Annotated in this window: 10 protein-coding genes; 7 read left to right on the top strand and 3 right to left on the bottom strand. The window is 71.3% G+C overall.

The genetic code is table 11. The features are described 5' to 3' along the window. Positions 1-576: 576 nt before the first annotated feature. Positions 577-1,347, top strand: a complete 771-nt coding sequence (locus tag WMF44_RS28080) for a Uma2 family endonuclease (protein ID WP_437301623.1) — start codon at positions 577-579, stop codon at positions 1,345-1,347. Between the two features lie 224 nt (positions 1,348-1,571). Here the strand turns inward: WMF44_RS28080 and WMF44_RS28075 are convergent, their stop codons facing one another. Then, on the bottom strand, positions 1,572-2,165 hold the full coding sequence (locus WMF44_RS28075; protein WP_437301622.1) for a glucuronyl esterase domain-containing protein: 594 nt from the start codon (positions 2,163-2,165) through the stop codon (positions 1,572-1,574). Positions 2,166-2,722: 557 nt separating this feature from the next. On the opposite strand from WMF44_RS28075, the gene WMF44_RS28070 reads away from it, so the two are divergent. Both WMF44_RS28070 and WMF44_RS28065 read left to right on the top strand, forming a co-directional pair. Continuing rightward, on the top strand, positions 2,723-4,501 hold the full coding sequence (locus WMF44_RS28070) for a DUF1592 domain-containing protein (protein ID WP_437293116.1): 1,779 nt from the start codon (positions 2,723-2,725) through the stop codon (positions 4,499-4,501). Further along, the gene (locus WMF44_RS28065; RefSeq protein ID WP_437293115.1) at positions 4,498-6,111 is read left to right on the top strand and encodes a DUF1552 domain-containing protein; all 1,614 of its coding nucleotides are present in this window, start codon (positions 4,498-4,500) and stop codon (positions 6,109-6,111) included. The genes WMF44_RS28070 and WMF44_RS28065 overlap by 4 nt, the downstream gene beginning before the upstream one ends. Before the next feature lie 99 nt (positions 6,112-6,210). Here the strand turns inward: WMF44_RS28065 and WMF44_RS28060 are convergent, their stop codons facing one another. After that, positions 6,211-11,346, bottom strand: a complete 5,136-nt coding sequence (locus WMF44_RS28060; RefSeq protein WP_437293114.1) for an AAA family ATPase — start codon at positions 11,344-11,346, stop codon at positions 6,211-6,213. Between the two features lie 232 nt (positions 11,347-11,578). Then, complete coding sequence (locus WMF44_RS28055) at positions 11,579-12,160, bottom strand: Uma2 family endonuclease (protein ID WP_437293113.1); 582 nt, start codon at positions 12,158-12,160, stop codon at positions 11,579-11,581. A 126-nt stretch (positions 12,161-12,286) separates the two neighbouring features. Here WMF44_RS28055 and WMF44_RS28050 point away from each other — a divergent pair, with 126 nt between their 5' ends. From WMF44_RS28050 to WMF44_RS28035, 4 genes are all read left to right on the top strand, one after another. Further along, positions 12,287-16,870: an nSTAND1 domain-containing NTPase gene (locus tag WMF44_RS28050; protein WP_437293112.1), complete on the top strand. Its 4,584-nt coding sequence runs from the start codon at positions 12,287-12,289 to the stop codon at positions 16,868-16,870. Positions 16,871-17,020: 150 nt separating this feature from the next. Beyond that, a complete protein-coding gene (locus tag WMF44_RS28045; RefSeq protein WP_437293111.1) occupies positions 17,021-17,554 on the top strand; it encodes a hypothetical protein in 534 nt (177 codons plus the stop codon). Further along, the gene (locus tag WMF44_RS28040) at positions 17,535-17,912 is read left to right on the top strand and encodes a hypothetical protein (RefSeq protein WP_437293110.1); all 378 of its coding nucleotides are present in this window, start codon (positions 17,535-17,537) and stop codon (positions 17,910-17,912) included. Before WMF44_RS28045 ends, WMF44_RS28040 begins: the two co-directional genes overlap by 20 nt. 20 nt (positions 17,913-17,932) lie before the next feature. Continuing rightward, positions 17,933-20,416, top strand: a complete 2,484-nt coding sequence (locus WMF44_RS28035; protein WP_437293109.1) for a SpoIIE family protein phosphatase — start codon at positions 17,933-17,935, stop codon at positions 20,414-20,416. Positions 20,417-20,460 lie beyond the last annotated feature (44 nt).

Raw genomic sequence — 20,460 nt, 5'->3', positions numbered from 1 at the left:
GATCGTCCCCGCACATCTCAGCGGCCCCCGCCGCTGCCGGCCGGGTGGCAAGGGCGACTCATTCATGGGCGGCGCGGAGCAGCACGCGCTGGTCTCCGACGGGGCGAGACCCCTGCTGCGTTCGCGCTGGCGTTCAGCCCGACCGCGCCGAACCAGCTCTTCGTGGCGCTCGCCGACAGGCAGGTGAAGTTGCCTGCGCCCGGCGTGGCTGATTATGCGCTGCGGGGCGCCGGATGCGGCGTACCGGCGTCCGCCGCGTCTGTTCCTCTAGCGGTCTCCCTCCTCCCGTCGCGCGGTTTCGCCCGGCTCCCCTCTCGCGTCTCTCGTGCGCGTGCTCCTGCGCGCGCGGGTCTACCATCTACACGCGGCAACAGCCCACCGGATGCTCTCCGGTCCCCCTCGGATGCCCGACCGTATCCTGCGCCGACGTGCTGCTCTCTCTCGTTGAGGCCGCCATCGGGCCTAGTTGCCTGTCACACAGCAAAAGGCGTTCATCGAGGGAAATGGACCTCGACATGGCTCGTTCTTTCGCGACACAGATTCTGAACGGGCTCCCGCGTCTGAGCGTCGCCGAGGCTGTCGGCTGGCGTTGGTACTGGATCACGTCGACACGATAGACCATGTCCGGGTCGTTCCAGCAGCCCCAGGTGTGCACCCCGGATCCGCCATAGGCACACTGCCCCTGGGTCACGCTCCGGAGTCGGAAGCCGGCGCCGGCGCTATCCGCTGTACCTCATCCTCAAGCGCGAGCTCGCGCACACGGCGACCCTCGGCTCAGACCAGTTCGTCTACTGGGACCCGACGACATCGAAGAAGCGCCTCGCCCCCGACGCCTTCGTCCGGCTGGGTATGCCTCATCGGACCTTCCGCACCTGGAAGATCTGGCTGCACTTGGCGCCTGACCTCGGGGTCGAGATCGTGAGCGACTCGGACGAGGGCGAGCCCGCCTGGGACGAGAAGCTCGAGCGCTACCGCGCCGCGGGCATCCCGGAGGTCGTGCGCTTCGATCCCGAGGATCGAGAGCGACCGATCCGCGTCTGGGACGCCCTGGAGGGCGATCTCGTGGAGCGGGCGTCCGACGACCCCGACCTGCGCGCTTGCGAGACGCTGGGCCTCTGGTGGACCGTCGTGCAAGACCCGTCGCTCGGCCCGATGCTCCGGCTGGCGCGCGACCGCGAAGGCCACGATCTGCTGCCGACGCCGGACGAGGCGGAGAGCAAGGCGCGCGAGGCGGAGAGCAAGGCGCGCGAGGCGAACGACAAGCTGCAGGCCGAGGTGCAGGCGCTGCGGGCAGAGCTGGCGCAAGCCCGAGGGAAGCGGAAGACGCGGCGACGCTCGCCGGGATGAGGCGCTCGCTTACGGTCGAACGCTGCCTCGCGCCTCATGTGGCGCGCGCTCTGTCCCGCCGCACGACGGCGGAGCATTCCCTTGATGTCAACTGTGAGCAGCTTTCGGTCGGGCATTGATCTCCGTCCGACGGCGATTCGCGCCGTCATTGGAAGAAACCCGTCTCAGATACCTACCGCGGCGTCCCGAGCTGGCCCCGTGGCCCTGACGGGTGAGCTCTGGGGTCACTGGAGCGTCGTCACCTTGTTGCCGAAGTTCGCGCCGAAGCTCTCCCGGAACCACGGCTGCTCACCGGTCGCATGGGAGAGGGTCTGCACGTTCTCCCCGGCGTCCTTCCCCGCCAGTGAGACGCGCCAGCTCGCCGAGCCGCCGGCGCCCGACTCCTGCGGGATCGTCAGCACGATGCGCTCGTCGAACGCTCCCGCCGTGAGAGCCCCCTTTCCATCCCGCGAACAACCCGTCACGGCGATGCGCCTCGGATCGATGTTGGCCGCCGGGGTCTTCTCCAGCGCGTCGATGATCCGGCTGATGCCCCAGGCCCACGCGATCATCGAGCTGGCCGGGTGGTCCTCGCCGTAGAGGTCATAGAAGATCCCCGTCCCACGCGTGCCGCCGCCGCCCTGGGCGCCCATGTCGTTGTTGTTGAAGATGGCCGTCGCGACGCCGCTCTGGCTGAACACGCTCGCGTCCAGGGTCAGGCTGCCAAAGCCATGGAGACTGATGAGGAGCGGAATCGGAGCGGAGGGCGCCCCGGCAGGCCGGTTGATGTCGACGGAGAAGGAGACGCTCTTCGAGCCCTCGTTGACGCCGACCGTCAGCTCGTTCCCCCGAAAGCTCCCCCGTCACGTCATCCTTGGACACCGCGGGCTTCGGTCCGGACTCGTACTCCTCGACCTGCGCCTTGATCTCGGCGCGCCGACATGCCCATTCCGACTTCTTCGTGATGCGCGATCCATCTAGCATCGTGAACGGATCTTGATGAGTTTCGTGGACAGGGAAAGATGCCGCGTCGGGCAACGTCGGCGCGGGGCAGCTCACGCGCCGAGAGCGTGTCCGGCCGCTCCTGCGCAGGCGTGGTCCGGTTCGCGCGAAGAGCGCATTGGGTCGCGTGGCGCTGTCCGCTGTACGTCGATGTCCATGTGAGCGTTCACAATGATATGCCACTCTCACGCAATAATTGCTGTATCACAAGAGAAGCCGAAATTTTACTCACGCGCCTCGCCCCAGCGCCTTGTAAACCAGCGGATTTGCCGGGCGAAAGCAAACTTGCGCCAAGACGAAAATACGAGAAAACTCGTGATCTGCGACCCGCGACAAGGCATCCTGATGTCTGGGCTATGCCCGATGTGCGAGCCCCTCGGACGAGGTGAGTTCTATGAACACGTGGGCGAGACGGTTCATCGTTCCTGTGCTGCTCACGGCGAGTTATGCAGCCATGGGCGGTTGCACCGCGATGATAGGCGGCGACGACCCTGAGGCGAGCAGCGGCTCTGGCGACGGGCCTGGGAGCGGGTCTGGCGACGGGCCTGGGAGCGGGTCTGGCAACGGGCCTGGCAGCGGGTCTGGCAGCGGAAGCGGCGCCGGAGGGGGCGGCCCTGGCGTCGAGCCGACGGTATGCGTGCCGGGCGTCCCGCAAACGTCGGCGCTGCCGCGCCTGACGAGGACGCAATACGACAACACGATTCGCGATCTGGTCGGCATCGAGAACCAGCCGTCGTCGATGCTCGCTCCGGACGGGGTCGGGAGCGTCGATCAGCGCGCGTGGGACGGGTACAAGACCGCCGCGGCGACGGTGGCGGCGGCGGTGATGGCAGACGCGAGGGCGCGCGCCAAGACCATCCCGTGCACGCCAGCAGGCGACGGCACCGCGTGCGCGAACCAGCTCATCGATACGCTGGGACGGCGCGCCTTCCGGCGACCGCTCACCGAGGAGGAGCGAGGGCTCTTCCAGGCCCTCTACGCCCGCCGCCAGGCGCTCACGCCGACCGGCTCGTTCGAGGACGGCGCCCAGCTGATCATCGAAGGGTTCTTGCTCTCGCCCTCCTTCCTGATGCGCGCAGAGATCAGCGAGAAGCCCGAGGGCGAGTACTTCGTGCTGAACAGCCACGAGGTGGCGTCGCGCCTCTCGTACCTGATCTGGGGAACCATGCCGGACGACGAGCTCTTCGCCGCCGCAGACGCCGACGCGCTGCAGACGCCGGAGCAGATCCTCGCGCAGGCACAGCGAATGCTGGCGGATCCCAAGAGCCGCGGGATGGTCAAGGCCTTCCACGAGCTCTACCTCCACATGGGCCCCGGCACGCGCTGGTCGGACATCCAGCGTGATCCGGCCGCCTTCCCGGACTTCAACGCGTCGATGATCCCGCTCTTGTCGGAGGAGACCGATCGCTTCATCGAGCACGTGGTCTTCGACAAGGCCGGGACGTTCCAGGATCTGGTCACCACGCCGGTGGGCTTCGTCAACGCCTCCCTGGCGCCGCTCTATGACCTGGATCCTGCAGAGTTCAACGGCGCGGAGCTCGTGCCTGTCGAGCTCGACCCGACGCAGCGCTCTGGCCTCTTCACCCGCCTGGGCTTCCTTGTGTCGCACTCGGGGTACGACCGGACGTCGCCCATCCTGCGCGGGGCGTTCTTGCAGAAGGAGGTCCTCTGCGCGGACATCCCGCCGCCGCCGCCGATGGTGGAGGGCACGCCGCTGCCCACGGACGCGAACCTCACGACCAACCGTGCCCGGGTCGACGCGCAGACGGCGGGAGACTCCTGCGCGTTCTGCCATCACACGTACATCAACCCAGCGGGCTTCGCGCTCGAGGCGTACGACGCCGTGGGCGCCTTCCAGCAGACCGAATCGTTCTCTGGCGCGCCCATCGACACGCGGGTGGACGTCGGCGTGGGCGAGGACGTCGTGGCGGTCGACGGCCCGGTGGCGCTCTCCGAGGCCATCGCGAGCTCCCCGGCCGCGCACACGTGCTACGTGCGAAAGTGGGTCTCGTTCGCCTACCAGCGCGAGCTGAACAACGAGGACTCGTGCACCGTGGACGAGCTGACCGCCAAGCTCACCCAGGGCGGCTACACGGTGCTCGACCTCATCGCAGACCTCACACAGAGCCAATCGTTCCGAGTTCGTGCCCTGCAGGCGGAGGTGGAGCCGTGAACCGAAGACTGTTCCTGCGCGGAATTGGCGGCGCGGCGCTCGCCGTCCCCTTCTTGAATTCGCTCGGCCGCTCGGCGCGAGCGCAGGAGGCGCCGTCGCCGCGCCGCCTCGTGATCTTCTACACCAACAACGGTTGCCTGACGAACCGCTGGTTCCCGACGGGGATCGAGAACGGGGCCGGGGCCGTCACCGCGGCGTCCCTGGAGACGACGCAGGCGGACGGGAAGCCCCGGACCCTCGCCGCGCTCGCGCCCTTCGCGGCGAAGCTGCTCTTCCCGCGCGGGCTCGCGATGCCGCTGAACGGCTTCAACAACAAGGTGGACGGCACGGCTTATTTCGATCCCCACGATCAGGGCATGGGCAGCAAGCTGACCTGCGCGCCCCTCGATCCCGCCGGCGATCACTGGGCGCTGTCGCACTCGCTCGATCACGAGATCGCGCAGCGCTTCAACCCGGGCACCAACAAGGTCCCGCTCGTGCTCTCCGTCGGCAATGCCTTCACGAACGTCAAGGGCATCGTGTCGTACTCGGCGCCAAAGACGCCGTACGCGCCCGTGACCAACGCGCGCACGGTGTACAGCAGCCTGACCGGGCTCTTCGTGAGCGGCTCCGAGACCGAAGCGGATTATCGCGTGGCTCGCGGCGAGAGCATCATCGATCTGGTGAGCCGCGACCTGAACGCCTACAAGGCCCGCAAGATGAGCGGCGCCGATCGGAAGAAGATCGACGACTGGCTCTCCCTGCTCCGCGAGACGGAGCAGCGGGTCATCCCCTCTGCTTGCACAGCGGAGTCGGCGACCGCCCTCGGCGTCACGGACGCCGCCCTCACCGAGGCGGGATACCCCGCCCGCGGCGGCGGCTTCCCCAACAACGAGAAGGTGTACACCCTGGGCAGCGAGATGATGATCCGCCTCATCGCCCTCACGATGATGTGCGACAACAACCGTTCCATCGTGCTCCAGTGGCCGGGCTTCGTGACGTTCAAGTGGGACGGCATCGCGCACACCCATGATCATCACGGGCTCTCGCACCGGAACGGGAGCGCCGCCGTCGGAGGCCAGTGCGTGAGCGGCGTCATCGAGCAGATCCACGAGATCGACCGCTGGTATGCGGGGCGCTTCGCCAAGCTGGTGAAGACCATCGACAGCATCGAGGAGGGGGGCGGCACCATGCTCGACAACTCCGCGGTCATGTGGCTGCCGGAGCTCGCCGACGGCAACGCGCACAACAACAACAACCTGCCCATCGTGATCGCCGGCGGCGCCGGCGGTTACCTCAAGCAGGGCGTCTCGGTGAACGTCGCGGGCGGGAAGCTCGAGGCAGGCAACAGCGAAGCCACCTGCTCGAGCGGCACGGAGGGCGAGGACAACAGCGGCAACACCGGCTCGTCGGGCGGAACCGTCCCGCTGAACAAGCTCTACACGACGTTGATCAACGCGCTCGGCGCCGGGATGCCCGACTGGCGTCCGGTCGATCGCTTCGGCGTCTCGGATGCGGTCGCGGTTGGCTTCGGTGGCAGCGGGCCGTCGTTCACCACCGACGGCGCAGGCAAGGTCACCGACGGGCCTGGCATCAGCAACCCGGGGGAGCTCGACGCCATCAAGGCGTGAGGCGACCGAAAGCCGCCGCAGTCCCGGGCCTGCGCGTGCACGAGAGCGCCGTCGGCGCTCTCCGACTTCCACGATCGGTTCGAGCGTGACCGCCCGACCTCACCTCGCCGGCGGGCGCGCGCGGGCTGGCCCCGAGGGCAGCGGCGCGCTCATCCCGGTCGACTGGCCGGCGCGGCGGAGCGCATAGGCGATACCGCTCTGAAGGGTGCCCATGGTGACGATGGACTTCAGCTCGATGTCCAGGCCCACCATCGCCTGGGCGACCTCGGCGCGCGTGCCGGTGAGCACGGCCTCCGTGCCGAGCAGCCGCAGCGCGTTGGCGGTCCCCACGAGCGTCTGCGCGATCTGGGTATCGATGTGCTTCATCCCGGTGATGTCCAGGATCACGACGCGCGCCTGGTGGCGCTGGGCGCCGTCGAGCGCGACCTCCAGCACCTGGGCCGCCCGCGCGGCGTCCATGGTGCCGATGAGCGGCATCACCATGATCCGGTCGGTGATCGGGATGAGCGGCGTCGAGAGCTCCGCCAGCCTCGTCTGCTGCGCCTCGAACATCTGCCGCTGCAGCGCGGCCCGCTCCCGCTCCGCCTGCTCGCGCTGCGTGAGCTCGATCTTCAGGCGCTCGTTGCTCGCGCTGAGCTGGGCGTTGGAGCGCTGGAGCTCCTCGGTGCGCTGCGCGACCTCGGCCTCGAGCCGCCGGTTGGCGTTCTGGACCTGCTCCTTCACCTCCCGCATGCCCGAGAGGAGCAGCGCATTTTCAATGGATATCGCGGCCTGGGACGACAACAGGCCGAGCAGCTCGACGCGGCTCGCGTTGAACGCCCTGCTCGCGGCGTTGTTCTCCAGATAAAGGACGCCGTTCATGCGGCCCTGGTGGAGCAGCGGAAGGCACAGGACGGATCGCGTGCCCTGCCCGAGGATGCACGGATCGTCGGAGAACCGGGCGTCGGCGCTGGCGTCGTCGAGGACCAGCGGCTCGCGGGTGCGAGCGACGAACAGCGCCACCTTGTGCGGCAGGTCGGGGCGCGTATCGAGCGGCTCGCTCGGCCCGAGCGCGAGCGTCCCGGGCTCGACCCCGAAGGTCGCCTCGACGAAGAGCCGCCCGTCCCGCTCCAGGACGAGCGCCCCCCGCTGCGCGCCGGAGTTCCCGAGCACGAGCGTCACGAGGCGCTCGATCACCCGCTCGAGCTCCGTCTCGCCGGCGATGCCCTGCACGGCGCGCACGATCAGCGCGGCGTCCCGCAGGTTGCCGACCGTCGTCCGGCCGAGGATGGTCCCCGCGTGCGCCGGGCCCGACGTCGCCGAGGGGATGGACGAGATCGGCACGCTGTCGCCCGAAGAGGGCAGCAGCGCGGCGTGATCGCGCGCGAGCGCGTCCGCCTTGGCCGTCGCTCCCCAGTGCCGGTAGCCGAGGTACGCGTCCGCCATGTACGCGCGCGCCACCTTCGTCCTGCCCTCGTGGAGGTGCAGCTTCGCGCACAGCTCGTTCGCGAGCGCCTCGTCGTGAGGAAACCCGTTCTCCCGGGCCAGGGAGATCGCCCGGTCGTAAAGGCCCATGGCCTCGAGCTGGTCGCCGGCGACGCGCGCCTCCTCGGCCTGGATGAGCAGCAGCAGGTGCTGGAAGTTCATGGGGGCGCTCGCCGCGAGGCCCGCGATCCGCTCCTTGTGGCGGGCGATGGTCTGCGCGCGGCGCTCCGCCTCTTCGGGCGACGCCGCGGCGGGCAGCCCGAGGAACGCCATGCAAGTGTAGAAATGCAGCTTCGTCGGTTGATACAAACCGAGCATGCCGGCGCCGTAGGCCTCGGCGTCCGCGGCGTGCGCCGAGGCCCTCTCGCAATCGCCGTACAGATAGGGGAGCTGCAGCTTGAGCAGCGCGTAAAAGAAGAGGCCCGTGATCAAGTTCCTCTCTTGGAGGCGCGCGACGAACTCGTCCTCGTCGAACTGGTCGTCGCTCAGGCTGTCGGGGGCCCGCGTCCGCCCCTGCAGGCTCGCGATCGCCTGCCTCATGAGCGTCATCACGGCCGTGCCGCTGACATCCGCGGTTCGCCGCAACACGACGAGGCCTCGCTCCACCTCCTCGCGCAGCTCCTCGAGCGGATAGCCCGCGGTGAACATGTTGCTTGTCACGCAGTTCCACAAGTTGCTGAGGTGGGGGAAGTCGCCCGATTCCAGCAGCCCTTGCCGCGCCTGCATGAAGCGAGAAATGCCGTCGCGCACGTCGTGGAACAGGTGGGAATACGTGGCGAAGATGAAGCTCACCCTGGCGGCCAGAGCGGCGTTCGAGAACCTGTCGCTCAAGGTGATGGCGAGGCGGCCGAACGCATGGCCGTCCGCGGGCCGCCCCTGCAAGACCGCGAGCAGGAACCCGTACGAGGTGTACGCGAGGGCGGACACGTCGGCGTGGCCGTACCGCAGGGAGATGTTGACCTGCTTGAGGACGAACAGCGGGTAAAGCTCCGGCCTCAGGCAGAAGACCGGCCCCATCATATCGCTGATGAGCTGGACGAGCGCCCTTTGCTCCGGGTTGTCCATCACCGGCGCGTCGATCAGGTCTTCTATGCGCCGGCCTGCCAGGTTCGCGTCCACCTCTGCAAGCTCGGCCCCGACGCGCGCCTCTAGCTCCGCCTCGCTGCTCGGCAGCGTGAAGCCGAGGGCGCCGGTGCCCTCGCCGCCCAGGCGCACCGCGTCCGCGAGGTTCCCCAGCGTCACGTGGAGCAGCACGCGAAGGCTGTAGATCTGCGCCCGCTCCACGTTCGACCGCGCCCGGGGCATGAGGGACGTGAAGAGCTCCTCGGCCCGCTCGGGCGCGCCGCTCAGGTACACGCACTCCGCGTTCTCGCGGCTGAGCGCGAAGCAGAGCTCCTCGTGGCGCTCCCAGCGCGCGTCCCCGAGGAGCTCGAGCCCCGCGCTGAAGTGGTCTGCGGCCGCCTGATAGGCTGTCCTGAGCTTGGCAGCCCTGCCCGCCCGCTGGTTGAGCCGGGCCAGGGCCAGCCGCTCGGCCTCGCCGGTGATGCCCCGCGCGCCCAGGTTCAGGTGGCGGACGATCTCGATCAGGTCCTCGTCCGGCGGCGTCTCGCCGGCCCGCGCCCAGAGCAGCCGGCCGATCGAAAGGTGCAGCGCTTCCCTGCGCGAGGGCTCGACCAGCGAGTAGGCCGCGTGGCGCACCCGGTCGTGCAGGAACCGGTACGATACCTTGATCTCCTGGGGGGCCGAGGGCTCGGTGTCCGCGCTCTCGTCGAAGAAGCGATAAGCGCTGTCACGCGGCACGATCAGGCCCCCGCGCAGCGCGTCCCACAGGTCGGCGGCCGTCGCGGCGGGCGATTTCTCGTGGACGGCCGCCAGCGTGGTGAGATCGAACGTGTGGCCCAGGCACGCGGCGAGCTTCAGCGCGCGCTGCGTCGCCGGCGGGAGCCGGTGCAGCCTGTCGAGCATGAGGTCGACCACGTTGTCCGCGGCGACCGCCTCCCGGACGCGCGCCTCGTCCCATGCCCAGGCTTCCGTGGGCGCGTCGAACCACAGCGCCCCCGCGTCGTGGAGCACGCCGAGGAGCTGGCCCAGGAAGAAGGGGTTGCCCTCGGTCTTCTCGAAGACCAGCGTCGCGAGCGGCGCGACAGCGTGCGGCCGCGCGCTCAGCGTGTCGGCGACGATCTGCGTGACCGTCGGCATGTCGAGGGGCTTGAGCGTGAGCTCGGCGATGGCCACGCCCGACTTGCGAAGCTCACCCAGCGTCGCGTGCAGCGGGTGGGCGGCGTCCACCTCGTTGTCCCGATAGGCGCCGATGATCAGGAGGTGGTTGCCCTCCACGTCCGTGAGGAGGCGGTCGAGGATCCTGAGCGACGCCGGATCGGCCCACTGCAGATCGTCGAGGAAGAGGGTCAGCGGGTGGGTCGGCGCAGCGAAGACCCGCAGGAAGCGCTGCACCAGCAGATCGAAGCGGTTCCTCGCCTCGGTCGGCCCGAGCTCCGGCACGGCCGGCTGAGGCCCGAGGATCAGCTCGAGCTCCGGGATCAGCTCGATGAGGAGCTGCCCGTTCGCGCCGACCGCGGCGAGCAGCTTGCGTCTCCACTCCTCGACGGCCGCCGCCGACTCCGTCAGCACCTGCCGGATGAGCTCGCGGAAGGCCTGCGCCACCGACGCGAGCGCGACATCCCGGTTGATCGGATCGAACTTCCCTCTCGCGAAATACCCCCCGTGACGGGCGATGGGCTTGTGGATCTCGTTCACCAGCGTGGTCTTGCCGACGCCGGAGTAGCCCGAGATGAGCACCAGCCCGGCCGCGCCCCGGCGAGCCCGCTGAAAGGCGGACAGGAGCACGTTCACCTCGTGATCCCGGCCATAGAGCCGCTGAGGAACGCGCAGATCCAGCGGCCGGTCGTGCTGGCCCAGCGGGAACGGATCGGCGCGGCCCGTCGCCTCCCACCGCCGGAGGCACTCTTCCAGGTCGAGCTTGACCCCGCGGGCGCTCTGGTACCGATCCTCCGGCATCTTGGCCAGGAGCTTCACGATCACGTCCGACAGCGCGCGGGGCACCCCCGGCGCGCGCTCGTGCGGCGGCGTCGGCATGCGCGCCATGTGGCTGTGGATGAGCGCGGTGGGATCGCCCTCCTGGAAGGGGAGGGCCCCTGTCAGCATCTCGTAGAGCGTGACGCCGAACGAGTAGAGATCGGCGCGCAGATCCACGCTCCGGTTCATGCGGCCAGTCTGCTCAGGGGCGATATACGACAAGGTGCCCTCGAGCGCGTCCGGCGGGAGCGTCTCGGGGGTCTCCCGCGAGAGGCGCGCCGCGATGCCGAAATCGACGAGCCGCGGGCTCTGCGTCTTCTCGTCGATCAGGATGTTGTGCGGCTTGATGTCCTTGTGAATGATCCGGAGTCCGTGGAGCGTGTCGAGGGTGCCGGCGAGCGCGATGGCGGTGCGGAGCGCCGTGCCCACGTCGAGCCTGTGCGCCCTCAGGACGGCGTGCAGCGAGGAGGGGCCGAGGTCCTCCATGATGAGCGCGAGGCCTCTGCCGCACTTCTCGATGGCGTGCGCCTTGACGACGCCGGCCACCTCGCCCGCGTCCCGAAGGATGGCGAACTCGCGCCGCAGCCGCGCGAGATCCCTGGCGGTCGGGAACTCGGACCGAGGCATCTTGACCGCGACCGGCGCGCCGTCCTCGTTCCGTCGGCCGCGGTACAGCACGGTCTCGGAGCCTTCGTATACCCTCTCGAACAGCGTATGACCTGACAGATCGATCATTGCAGCAAGACCCCGTATTCCGCGTCAGCCATCCAAAGGAGCGTGACGCCCCCCACACATCAGCTCGAGCTCCCGCCGTCCCCCGTCGGACAGAGACCCGCCCGCCGGCAGAATACGCGGCAAGGCATGGAAGTCCAGCCTGGCGGCGCTCAGCGCTTCTCGCGACCTCGGGGCGACTCCCCGCTACAGCGCTGGTGGATCGGCTCGATGCGGTGTCGCTGAAACCGTGGATTCAGAGGTTGGTGGCCGCGAGCACGCCCCGATACACGTCGTCCACGCCGATCTCGCACCCCACCGACGACAGCGCAGCCCGAGCGCCGGGGCCGTAGACGCGGAGCACCCAGCTCCCGTCGGCCTGGCGCGCGAACACCTCGATGCGAGGCGCCTTCTGTGACGCCAGGACGACCTCTCGGATCGACGCCACGGTCTGGTAATGCGCGAACTTGTCGCCGCGATCGTACGCCTCGCTCGAGTCGGAGAGCACCTCGATCACGAGGACTGGGTTCAGGAGGGTGTCGCGCCGCTCGTCCTCGAACTCGGGGCGGCCGCAGACGACCGAGCCGTCCGGGTAGACGTAGCGATCCGCGGCGGGGATCTTGATGCGCATGTCGGAGTTGAGCGCCACGCTTCCGCGCTCGCCCAGCGCGTTGCCGAGCAGTCGGCCGATGTTCGCGGCGATGGCGCTGTGCTCGAACGTGCCGCCGGACATCGCGAAGAGCTCGCCGCCGGCGTACTCGTGCCTCGCCTCCGATGCGCGCTCGAGATCGAGGTACTCTTCCGGCGAGAGCTTCCTTCGCGGCGCCGCTTCTCCCATGTGCGGCAGTGTCGCGCGCCGGGCTTCCGATGTCCACGCGCAGCCGGGCGGACCGCCGCGGCGCCGGGGACCGCGGTGAGCGCGACCGTCCACCTCTCGCCGCGCCGGTGATACCGTCGTCTCGCGATGGACCGCACGCTCGTCGACGAGGGGAGCTCCTCCCGCGATCCGGGCCCGGTGCCCATGCCCGCGGGCGGGCTCGCGCACGCCCCCGGCGACGTGCTCGACCGCCGCTACCGGCTCCGCGTCCGCCTCGGCCGCGGCGGCTTCGGCGACGTGTGGCGCGCCGAGGAGCTCCTGCCCGACGGCGCGCCGTTCCGCGAGGTCGCCCTCAAGCTGCTCGTCTCGGACTTCGCCGACGCCGCCGACTGGGCCGACGAGGCCAAGCTCCTCGCCTCGTTCCGCCACCCGTCGCTCGTCACCGTCTACGCCGCCGGCATCCTGCACGGCGCGCCGAGGACCCCGTTCGTCTCGATGGAGCTCCTCGAGGGCCGGAACCTCGCCGACCTGATCCGCTTCCGCCGCCGCATCCCCTGGCGCCGCGTCGTCGCCTGGGCCCGCGACGTCGCCGGCGCGCTCGACGTCATCCACGCGCGCGGCGTCGTCCACCTCGACCTCAAGCCCGCCAACCTGTTCCTCACCCAGGACGGCGCGCTCAAGGTCCTCGACTTCGGCATCTCGCGGCGCGCGGGCGCCCCCGTCTCCCGCGCCCCCGCCGTCGCCGTCGGCGGCGGTCATGACAGCGGCGGCGGCGACCTCGGCACGGCGGCCTTCCTCGCCGAGCGCGACGTCTACGCCTCCACGCGCCGCGCCTTCGCCGGCGCGGACAGCCCCGCCGCCGCGCGCAACGTCATCGGAACGCCGGGCTTCATGGCGCCGGAGGTGCTCGAGATGGCCGAGCCCACCGCCGCCACCGACGCCTATGCCCTCGCCGTCTGCATCGCGCAGCTCGCCACCGGGCGCCTCCCGCACGCCGTGCCCGACGAGCCGGACGACTGCTCCGACCCCGCGAGCGTCTCCGCCTGGTGGACCGAGCTCCGCGCCGCGACCCTGCGCGGCACCATGCGCGACCTCGAGCGCGACCCCGCGCGGCTGCCGCGCGGCCTCGTCGCGCTCCTCCAGCGGCTCCTGTCCGTCGATCCAGCGCACCGGCGCGTCGCGCCAGGGAAGCTGACGCAGCTGATCGACGAGGTCTGGGAGCGGCCCCACGGCGTCCCCGATCGGCCCTACAGGGGCCTCGCGGCGCTCTCGTCCACCGACGAGGGGCTCCTGTTCGGGCGCGACGACGACACCGCGCGCCTCGGGCGCGAGCTCGAGTTCGAGCCGTGCGTCGTGCTCCAGGGGCCGCGCGGATCGGGCAAGAGCTCGCTCGCCTCCGCGGGGCTCGTGCCCCACCTCGCGCGCCGCCACGTCGACCAGAAGGACGACTGGATCGAGGCGCGCCTCACCCCGGGCGACGACCCCGACGGCGCCCTCGCCCGCGCGCTCGCCGCCGTCTCGCCGGAGCTCGAGGCTGCGGACCTCGACGCCCTCACCAGGTTCTGCATGGCGTCCGCCGTCGGCGTCGCGCTGATCGTCGACCCGATCGCGCCCCTCGGCGACGGGCGCCTCGCCGCCCTCGTGGGCGCGCTCGCGACCGGCGAGCCGCGGCGAGGCCTCCGGCTCATCGGCGTGCTCGACGAGGCCGACGACCGCACCGCGGCCCTCCTCGCCACCCCGGCCGGCGAGGGCCTCCGGGCCGCGCTGCGCTACGTGGGGCTGCCCGCCGCCGCCGCCGTGAAGGACCTCGTCGCGGGCCCGGCGAAGCTCGCCGGCGCCGAGGTGCGCGGGCTCGCCCAGGTCGCGGCCGAGGCGCAGCGCGAGCTCCGGCGCGGCGGCGCGGCGCTCTCGTTCATCGCGCTCGCCCTCGCCGAGTGGTGGGAGCGCGCGCGCGCCCTTCGCGGCGCGCTGAGCGGCGAGGCCTGGCAGGAGCTCGGCGGCGTGCGCGGCGCCCTCGCGCGGCACGCCGACGCCGCCCTCGCCGCCCTCGCCCCGGAGGACCGCGCGATCGCCGACGAGGCGCTGCTCCGGCTCGGCGCGATGGACGGGTCGCGCGTCCGCTGGCTCGAGGCGGAGCTCGCCGAGGCCGTCGCCGCGCCGCCCGACGATGTCGACCGCGTCCTCGGCGCCCTCGAGCGCGCGCGCCTCCTCGTCCGCCGCGACAGGTCCGTGGAGCTCGCCCACGAGTCGCTCGTCTCGAGCTGGCCGCACGCCGCCGCCACCCGCGCGCTGCACATGGAGCGGCTCATCCTGCTCGAGCGGCTCCGCGAGGCCGCCGACGTGTGGGATCGCTCCGGCGAGAGCCCCGATCTCCTCCTGCGCCGCGACCTGCTCGAGCAGGTGCAGAAGAGCGCGGCCCTCGCTTCGCGGCTGCCGCGGCGCGAGCAGGCGCTCGTGCGGGAGAGCCTCCGGCGCGCCCGCGCCCAGCGCGCCAAGAACATCGGCGCGGCCCTGGCGCTCGGGCTCACCGTCGCCTCGGGGTTCGTGGCCGAGCGGTGGGTCGCGGCGCGCCAGGCGCAGGCCGAGGCCAAGGCGCGCGAGGCCGAGGAGCGCGCCGAGCTCGCCGAGCTCATCGGCAAGGCGCGCCGCACGGAGGACCCGTACCACCGCGCCGCGTGGATCGCCGCGGCCCTCGCGCGGCGCGCGGACGACGCGGCGCTGCCGCTCGATCTCGCGTCGGCCGCGGTGGGCCTGCCGCGCGCGCGCTTCCTAACCGTCGACGGCGTGGTGGGGCCGGCGCTGCCGTGGGACGATCGGTGGGTCATCGCCGGCGGCCCCGGGGGCTCGCTGCTCGTCGCCGACCTGCGCCCGCCCGACCCGGAGGTCATCGACGACGTGGCGCTCGACGCCGATCCCGAGAGCATCGAGCGCGCCAAATCGCCGCGCGTCCTCGCGCTGCGGCCGCACGACGCCCCGCACGTGGAGCGCGTGCCGTTCGCGTTCGACACGGCGCTCGCGACCCGCTCGGTCACCGGCGAGGTCCGCGTCTTCCGGCTGCGGGAGGGCGGCACCGTCGCGCTGGCCGCTGTCGCGCCGGTGCGCTGCAGCAGCGCCGTCCACGCGGCCGAGGCGGCGCCCGTCCTCGCTTGCTCGACCGACGGCGGGATCGCGCGCTGGGACATGCGGCGCGGCGGCGGCGCCGAGGCGGTCGATCGGCACCCGTTCCGCGGCAACGTGCTCGGCGTCTCGCCCGACGGCGCGCACGTGGCGGCGGTGCTCGGGCGCAGGGCGCTGCTCTGGGGGCCCGGCGGCGGCGCGGGCGCCGAGATCACCCTGGGCGCGCCCGCCGTGCTCGGCCGCTTCAGCCCGCGCGATCCCGTGATCGCGCTCGTGCAGCAGAGCAGGACGTCGATCTACGCCCTCGACCGGCCCGAGGCGCCGCTCTTCGAGCTCGACACGGATCCGGCGCCCGCGTCGGCGCGCTGGGACGCGGGCGGGCTCGATCTGGGCGTGTGCGGCGGCGGCGGCAGCGTCTGGCACTACCTCCGGAAGGGCGGCCGCGCCGCGGGCGATCCGCCGCCCGAGGGCTCGCCGTGCGAGGCGACCCCGGGCAAGGGCGCGCCGCGGCCGCTGCGCGCGCGCGGCGAGGTGGCCGACATCGCCGAGCGCGACGTCGGCCCGCACGCGCTCCTCGGCGGGTGGCGGCTGCCGGACCGGCGCGTGCTCACGCGCGATCTCGTCCTGTTCAGCCCGGGCGCGCCCGCCGCGGAGCGCCTCCTCGGCTTCGAGGGGCTCGACCCGGAGGGGAGCCCCGAGGTGCGCGGCGCGGCCGCCTCGGCCGCGGCCGCGCTGCGGCGCGGGGGCGTCGTCGCCTTCGAGCTCGGCGGCGAGGTGCGCCTGTACGACGAGGCCTCGCGGCGCCGCACGGCCGCGCGGCGGGGCCACCTCTTGCGCGCCTGCGACGACGGCCGGCTCATGGCGTACCGGCGGGACGAGGGGGTGTGGACGCTGTTCGACGCGACGACCGGCGCGACGGTGGAGGTGGTGCCCAGGGCGCCGGCGCTCGTGCTCGGCGTCGACGCCGCCTGCCGGACGCTGTTCACGCAGGAGCTCGACGGAAACGTCGTCGCGACGTCGCTCCGCGACCTGTCGTCCCGCACGATCGCGGTGACCGACGGCTATGTCTACGAGGCGCGCCCGAGCGCCGCGCGCGGCGACGTCGGCCCCGGGCTGTGGCTTTCGTTCAGCTCGGGCGCGCTGGCGCGCATCGACGAGGCGCGGGGCGAGGTGCGGGTCCTCGGGTACGCCACGCCGCGCGCGACCGCGATCGCGGACGGCCCCCTGCCGGGGGACGCGGCCTTCGCGGACGCGACGGGCGTCGTCGTGATCCGCCGCGCCGGCCTCACGGAGCGGGTGCTCGAGGGCGTGAGCGGGGCGGAGTGGGAGGACATCGCCGCCGCGCCCGACGGCAAGACGTTGCTGCTCTCGTCGGCGGACCGGATTGCGGCGCTCGACCTGGAGCGGCACGAGATCGTCGGCGCCATGCCGTCCGAAGGCCGCGAGCGGCTCGCGCCGTGGGACGCCGACGGCTCGGTGCTCTCATGGTCCTTCGGCCGCGTGGGCGGGGCGACCGGCCTCGTGGTGCCCCGGGGGCTGCCGCTCGCCCAGCGCGTGGGAGAGGCGGTGTCGAACCTGAGGGCCCAGGGCGAGCGGCTCGTCCCGCGGCTATGAGGCCGCGGTCGACGCGCCAGGTCAAAGTCAAAGCCAAAGCCAAAGCCCGCCGTCGCGCCGTATTGTAGGGCCTGCCCTCACCCGCGCGCTCGCGACCGCGCTCGCGCGAGAGCAGAAGGCGTTGGCTCCGCTGCGGGAACGACGTAGGCTGTGGCAATCGTGCCCGCGTCCGAACCGAACCTGAATGCATCACTTTTCCTGTGCATCACGTTCTTCCCGAGCGACCGCCTGGCGACCGCGGTGCTGCGGCTCGTGTCCAGTTTCTGCGGGATGATCCTGGACGACGCGAACGTGAGCTCGCGGTTCTACATGGCCGCGCACGAGCTCGCCGAGAACATCACCAAGTATTCGACGGGCCCCAAGGTCAGCCTGGAGCTCGCGCTGGAGGAGGCCGGGAGCTCCTGTATCCTGAAGATCCGCGCGCGGAACGAGGCCTCTGCCGATCGCCTGCGCGAGGTGGAGAGGCGGCTGCTCGAGCTGAAGACGACGAGCGATCCGGTGAAGCACTACGACGAGCTTATCCATGAGACGGCGATGGTAGACGGGGTGTCGGGGCTCGGCCTCGCGCGGGTGCGCGCGGAGGGCGGGCTCGACGTGGACTACAAGATCGAGGGGAACGAGCTGACGATCATCGCGCACGCGCCGGTTGGGAGATGGAGGGGAGATGAGCAGCTTGAGGGTTGAGTCCGTCGTCACGGACAGCTTCGGGATCGAGCCGACCCTGAGGGAGGACACCCTCAGCGTCAAGCTCACCGGCACGGGCGACATGGCGGCGGCCGCGCCGCTCGGCTCCTACTGCAAGGCCCTCCAGGCGGAGGTGGTGCGCCTCTCCGTGAGCGCCGTGGAGTTCGACGTAAGGTCTCTTTACTTTTTGAACTCGAGCTGCCTGAAGGCGTTCATCGGCTTCATCTGCGGGCTCGCGGGCCTGGGGCTGAAGTGCAAGGTGCAGTTCCTCACGGACGCGAGGCTGGGGTGGCAGCGGCGGAGCCTGACGGCGCTCGAGCGCATGTCCCCCGAGCTGGTCTCCATCGCGGACGCCTGAGGCGAGGACTGCAGGGCACGATGAAGAAGCGCCGGACGATCGCCCTCCTCATGGACTACGTACGAGGCGAGTACCAGTCCGAGGTGCGCTTCGGGGTCGAGCGCGCCGCCGAGGCGCACGACGTCAATCTCATCATCGCCTTCGGCGAGACGCTCGCGCTGCCCGGGGCGGCCAGCACGGCCCAGAACAGCATGTATCACCTCATCGGCGCGGAGACGGTCGACGGCATCATCGTCGCCTCGACGACGCTCTGCCATCACGTCGGCACCGAGGGGATGAAGCGGTTCTGCCGGTCCTACGCGCCGCTGCCGATCTGCAGCCTCGGGATGGCGATCGACGGCATCCCGAGCCTCCTGGTCGACAACGGCCTCGGGCTCGATCTCTCGGTCGGACACCTCGTCGACGGCCACGGGTGCCAGCGCGTCGCGTACATCGGCGGGCCGCCGAGCAACGAGGAGGCGGAGGTCCGCGCCGACGCCTACCGGAGGGCGCTCGCGGACCGCTCGCTCCGCGCCGACGAGCGCCTCGTCGCGTTCGGCGGCTTCACGATCGACACGGGGCGCGCCGCGATGCGGGAGATCATCGGGCGCGGGGCCGCGTTCGACGCCGTTGTCGCCGCCAACGACAACATGGCGCTCGGGGCCATCGAGGAGCTCAAGGCGCACGGCCTGAGCGTCCCGAAGGACCTCCCCGTGTGCGGCTTCGACGACGCCGTCATCGCGCGCTTCGCGAAGCCGTCGCTGTCCACCATCCGCCAGCCCATCAAGCGCATCGGCGCGCGCGCCGTGGACATGATCGTGCGCATGATCGAGGGCGAGCCGGTCCCCGAGTACAACCTGTTCCCGGTCGAGCTCACGCTGCGCGAGTCCTGCGGCTGCGGGTACCAGGTGGAGCCCGCGGGCGCGCCTCCGAGCAAGGCGTGGAGCGCGCCGCTCCCGTCCGCTGGCCAGCGGGACAATCTGGAGCGCCTGCTCGAGAAGAGCGTCGCGATCCCCGCCGGGTCGCTCGACGGCTGGGCCCGCCTGCTCCTGTCGGCGCTGGAGGAGGAGCTCGCGGGGACCGAGGGCCGCTTCCTGCGCGCTGTCGAGTCGCTCCTCGACGCGGCGGGGCGCGAGGGCGCGATCCTCGAGCACTTCCAGGGCATGATCACGCTGCTCCGCGAGCAGTTCCGCCGGGGTAACGGGGCCCTCCGGGACGCGGTCCTCGACGAGGCGCTCGAGCGGATCTGGCACGCCTCGCGGATCGTCATCGGGAGCGCGTCCGTGCGCGCCGAGGGGCAGCAGCGGCTCAACGTGGAGCTCGCGTCGCTCTACCTGAGCTGGAGCGCGCGGAGCTTCTCGACCTGCCTGAGCCTGCCCATCCTGCGGCGCATGATGGCGTCGGAGCTGCCGCGGATGCAGTTCTCGCGGGTCGCGGTGTCGCTCTATGACACCGCGCACGACCCGCAGCGCACCACCATGAAGGCGCTCTTCCTGATGGAGGACGGCCGCGAGCTGGAGCCGCCGGCGGAGAGCTTCCCGGCGCGCCGCCTCGCGCCCGAAGGGTTCCTGGGAGGCCGGGAGCGCACGAGCATGATCGCGCTCCCCGTCGCGTTCGGCGACGAGGAGAAGTTCGGTGTCGCGGTGCTCAACAGCGGCGCGAACGAGATGGTCTATGACGCCCTGCGCCTCCAGATCGGCTCGGCGGTCAAGGCCGCGGCGCTGCACTGGGAGGTCGTGCGGCAGGTGGAGCTGCGCGAGCGGCTGGAGCAGGAGAAGGTCCGCCAGGAGAGCGTCGTCGCGGCGCGCATCCAGACGACGCTGGTGCCGGCGCAGCTCTCGGTCGAGGGCCTCGAGCTCTCCGCCGTCATGAAGCCGGCCGCGGAGGTCGGCGGCGATTACTACGACGTGCTCGCGACGGACGAGGGCGGTTGGCTCGGGATCGGCGACGTCGCGGGGCACGGGCTCGCTGCGGGGCTCGTGATGCTGATGATCCAGAGCATGATCTCGGCCCTGACGCGCAACGACCCCCGCGCCAGCCCCGGGGACATCCTCTCTGCGGTGAACGGGGCGGTGTACGAGAACGTCCGCAGTCGGCTGAAGCGGGACGAGCACGCGACGCTGCTCCTCTTGCGGTACGAGCGGAGCGGGCGGGTGACGTTCGCGGGGGCGCACGACGACATCATCGTGTGCCGCGCGCGCACCCGCCGCTGCGTGTGCATCCCGAGCTCGGGCGTCTGGATCGGCGCGCTGCCCGCCATTGACGCGATGACGCGAGACGCCGAGTTCGTCCTGGAGGACGGGGACGTGCTCGTGCTCTACAGCGACGGGGTGACGGAGGCGCGCAACGCGCACCACGAGCAGTTCGGCCTCGAGCGGCTGTGCTCCACCATCGAGTCCTCCCAGAGCGCGCCCGCCGAGGCGATCCGGGACCGGATCCTCGGCGAGGTCGAGGGCTGGTGCCCGAGCCCCGATGACGACATCACGGTGGTCGTGGCGAGGTACAGCGCGCCTCGAACACTGTAACTGTGGCAACTGTGGCCCGAGGCCGCCCGCTTTCCTACATGAGC

The sequence above is a fragment of the Sorangium sp. So ce426 genome (assembly GCF_051475585.1).
GTDB classification, from domain to species: domain Bacteria; phylum Myxococcota_A; class Polyangia; order Polyangiales; family Polyangiaceae; genus Sorangium; species Sorangium cellulosum_B.
The sequence above is the reverse complement of the archived record's forward strand: the minus strand, read 5'-3'. Positions and strand labels throughout refer to the sequence as shown.

Bases quoted from the DNA above. Each gene is read 5' to 3' on its own strand.
- WMF44_RS28055 (WP_437293113.1), bottom strand. From the start codon at position 12,160: ATGGGAGAAGCGGCGCCGCGAAGGAAGCTCTCGCCGGAAGAGTACCTC.
- WMF44_RS28070 (WP_437293116.1), top strand. From the start codon at position 2,723: ATGAACACGTGGGCGAGACGGTTCATCGTTCCTGTGCTGCTCACGGCG.
- WMF44_RS28035 (WP_437293109.1), top strand. From the start codon at position 17,933: ATGAAGAAGCGCCGGACGATCGCCCTCCTCATGGACTACGTACGAGGC.
- WMF44_RS28050 (WP_437293112.1), top strand. From the start codon at position 12,287: ATGGACCGCACGCTCGTCGACGAGGGGAGCTCCTCCCGCGATCCGGGC.
- WMF44_RS28060 (WP_437293114.1), bottom strand. From the start codon at position 11,346: ATGATCGATCTGTCAGGTCATACGCTGTTCGAGAGGGTATACGAAGGC.
- WMF44_RS28040 (WP_437293110.1), top strand. From the start codon at position 17,535: ATGAGCAGCTTGAGGGTTGAGTCCGTCGTCACGGACAGCTTCGGGATC.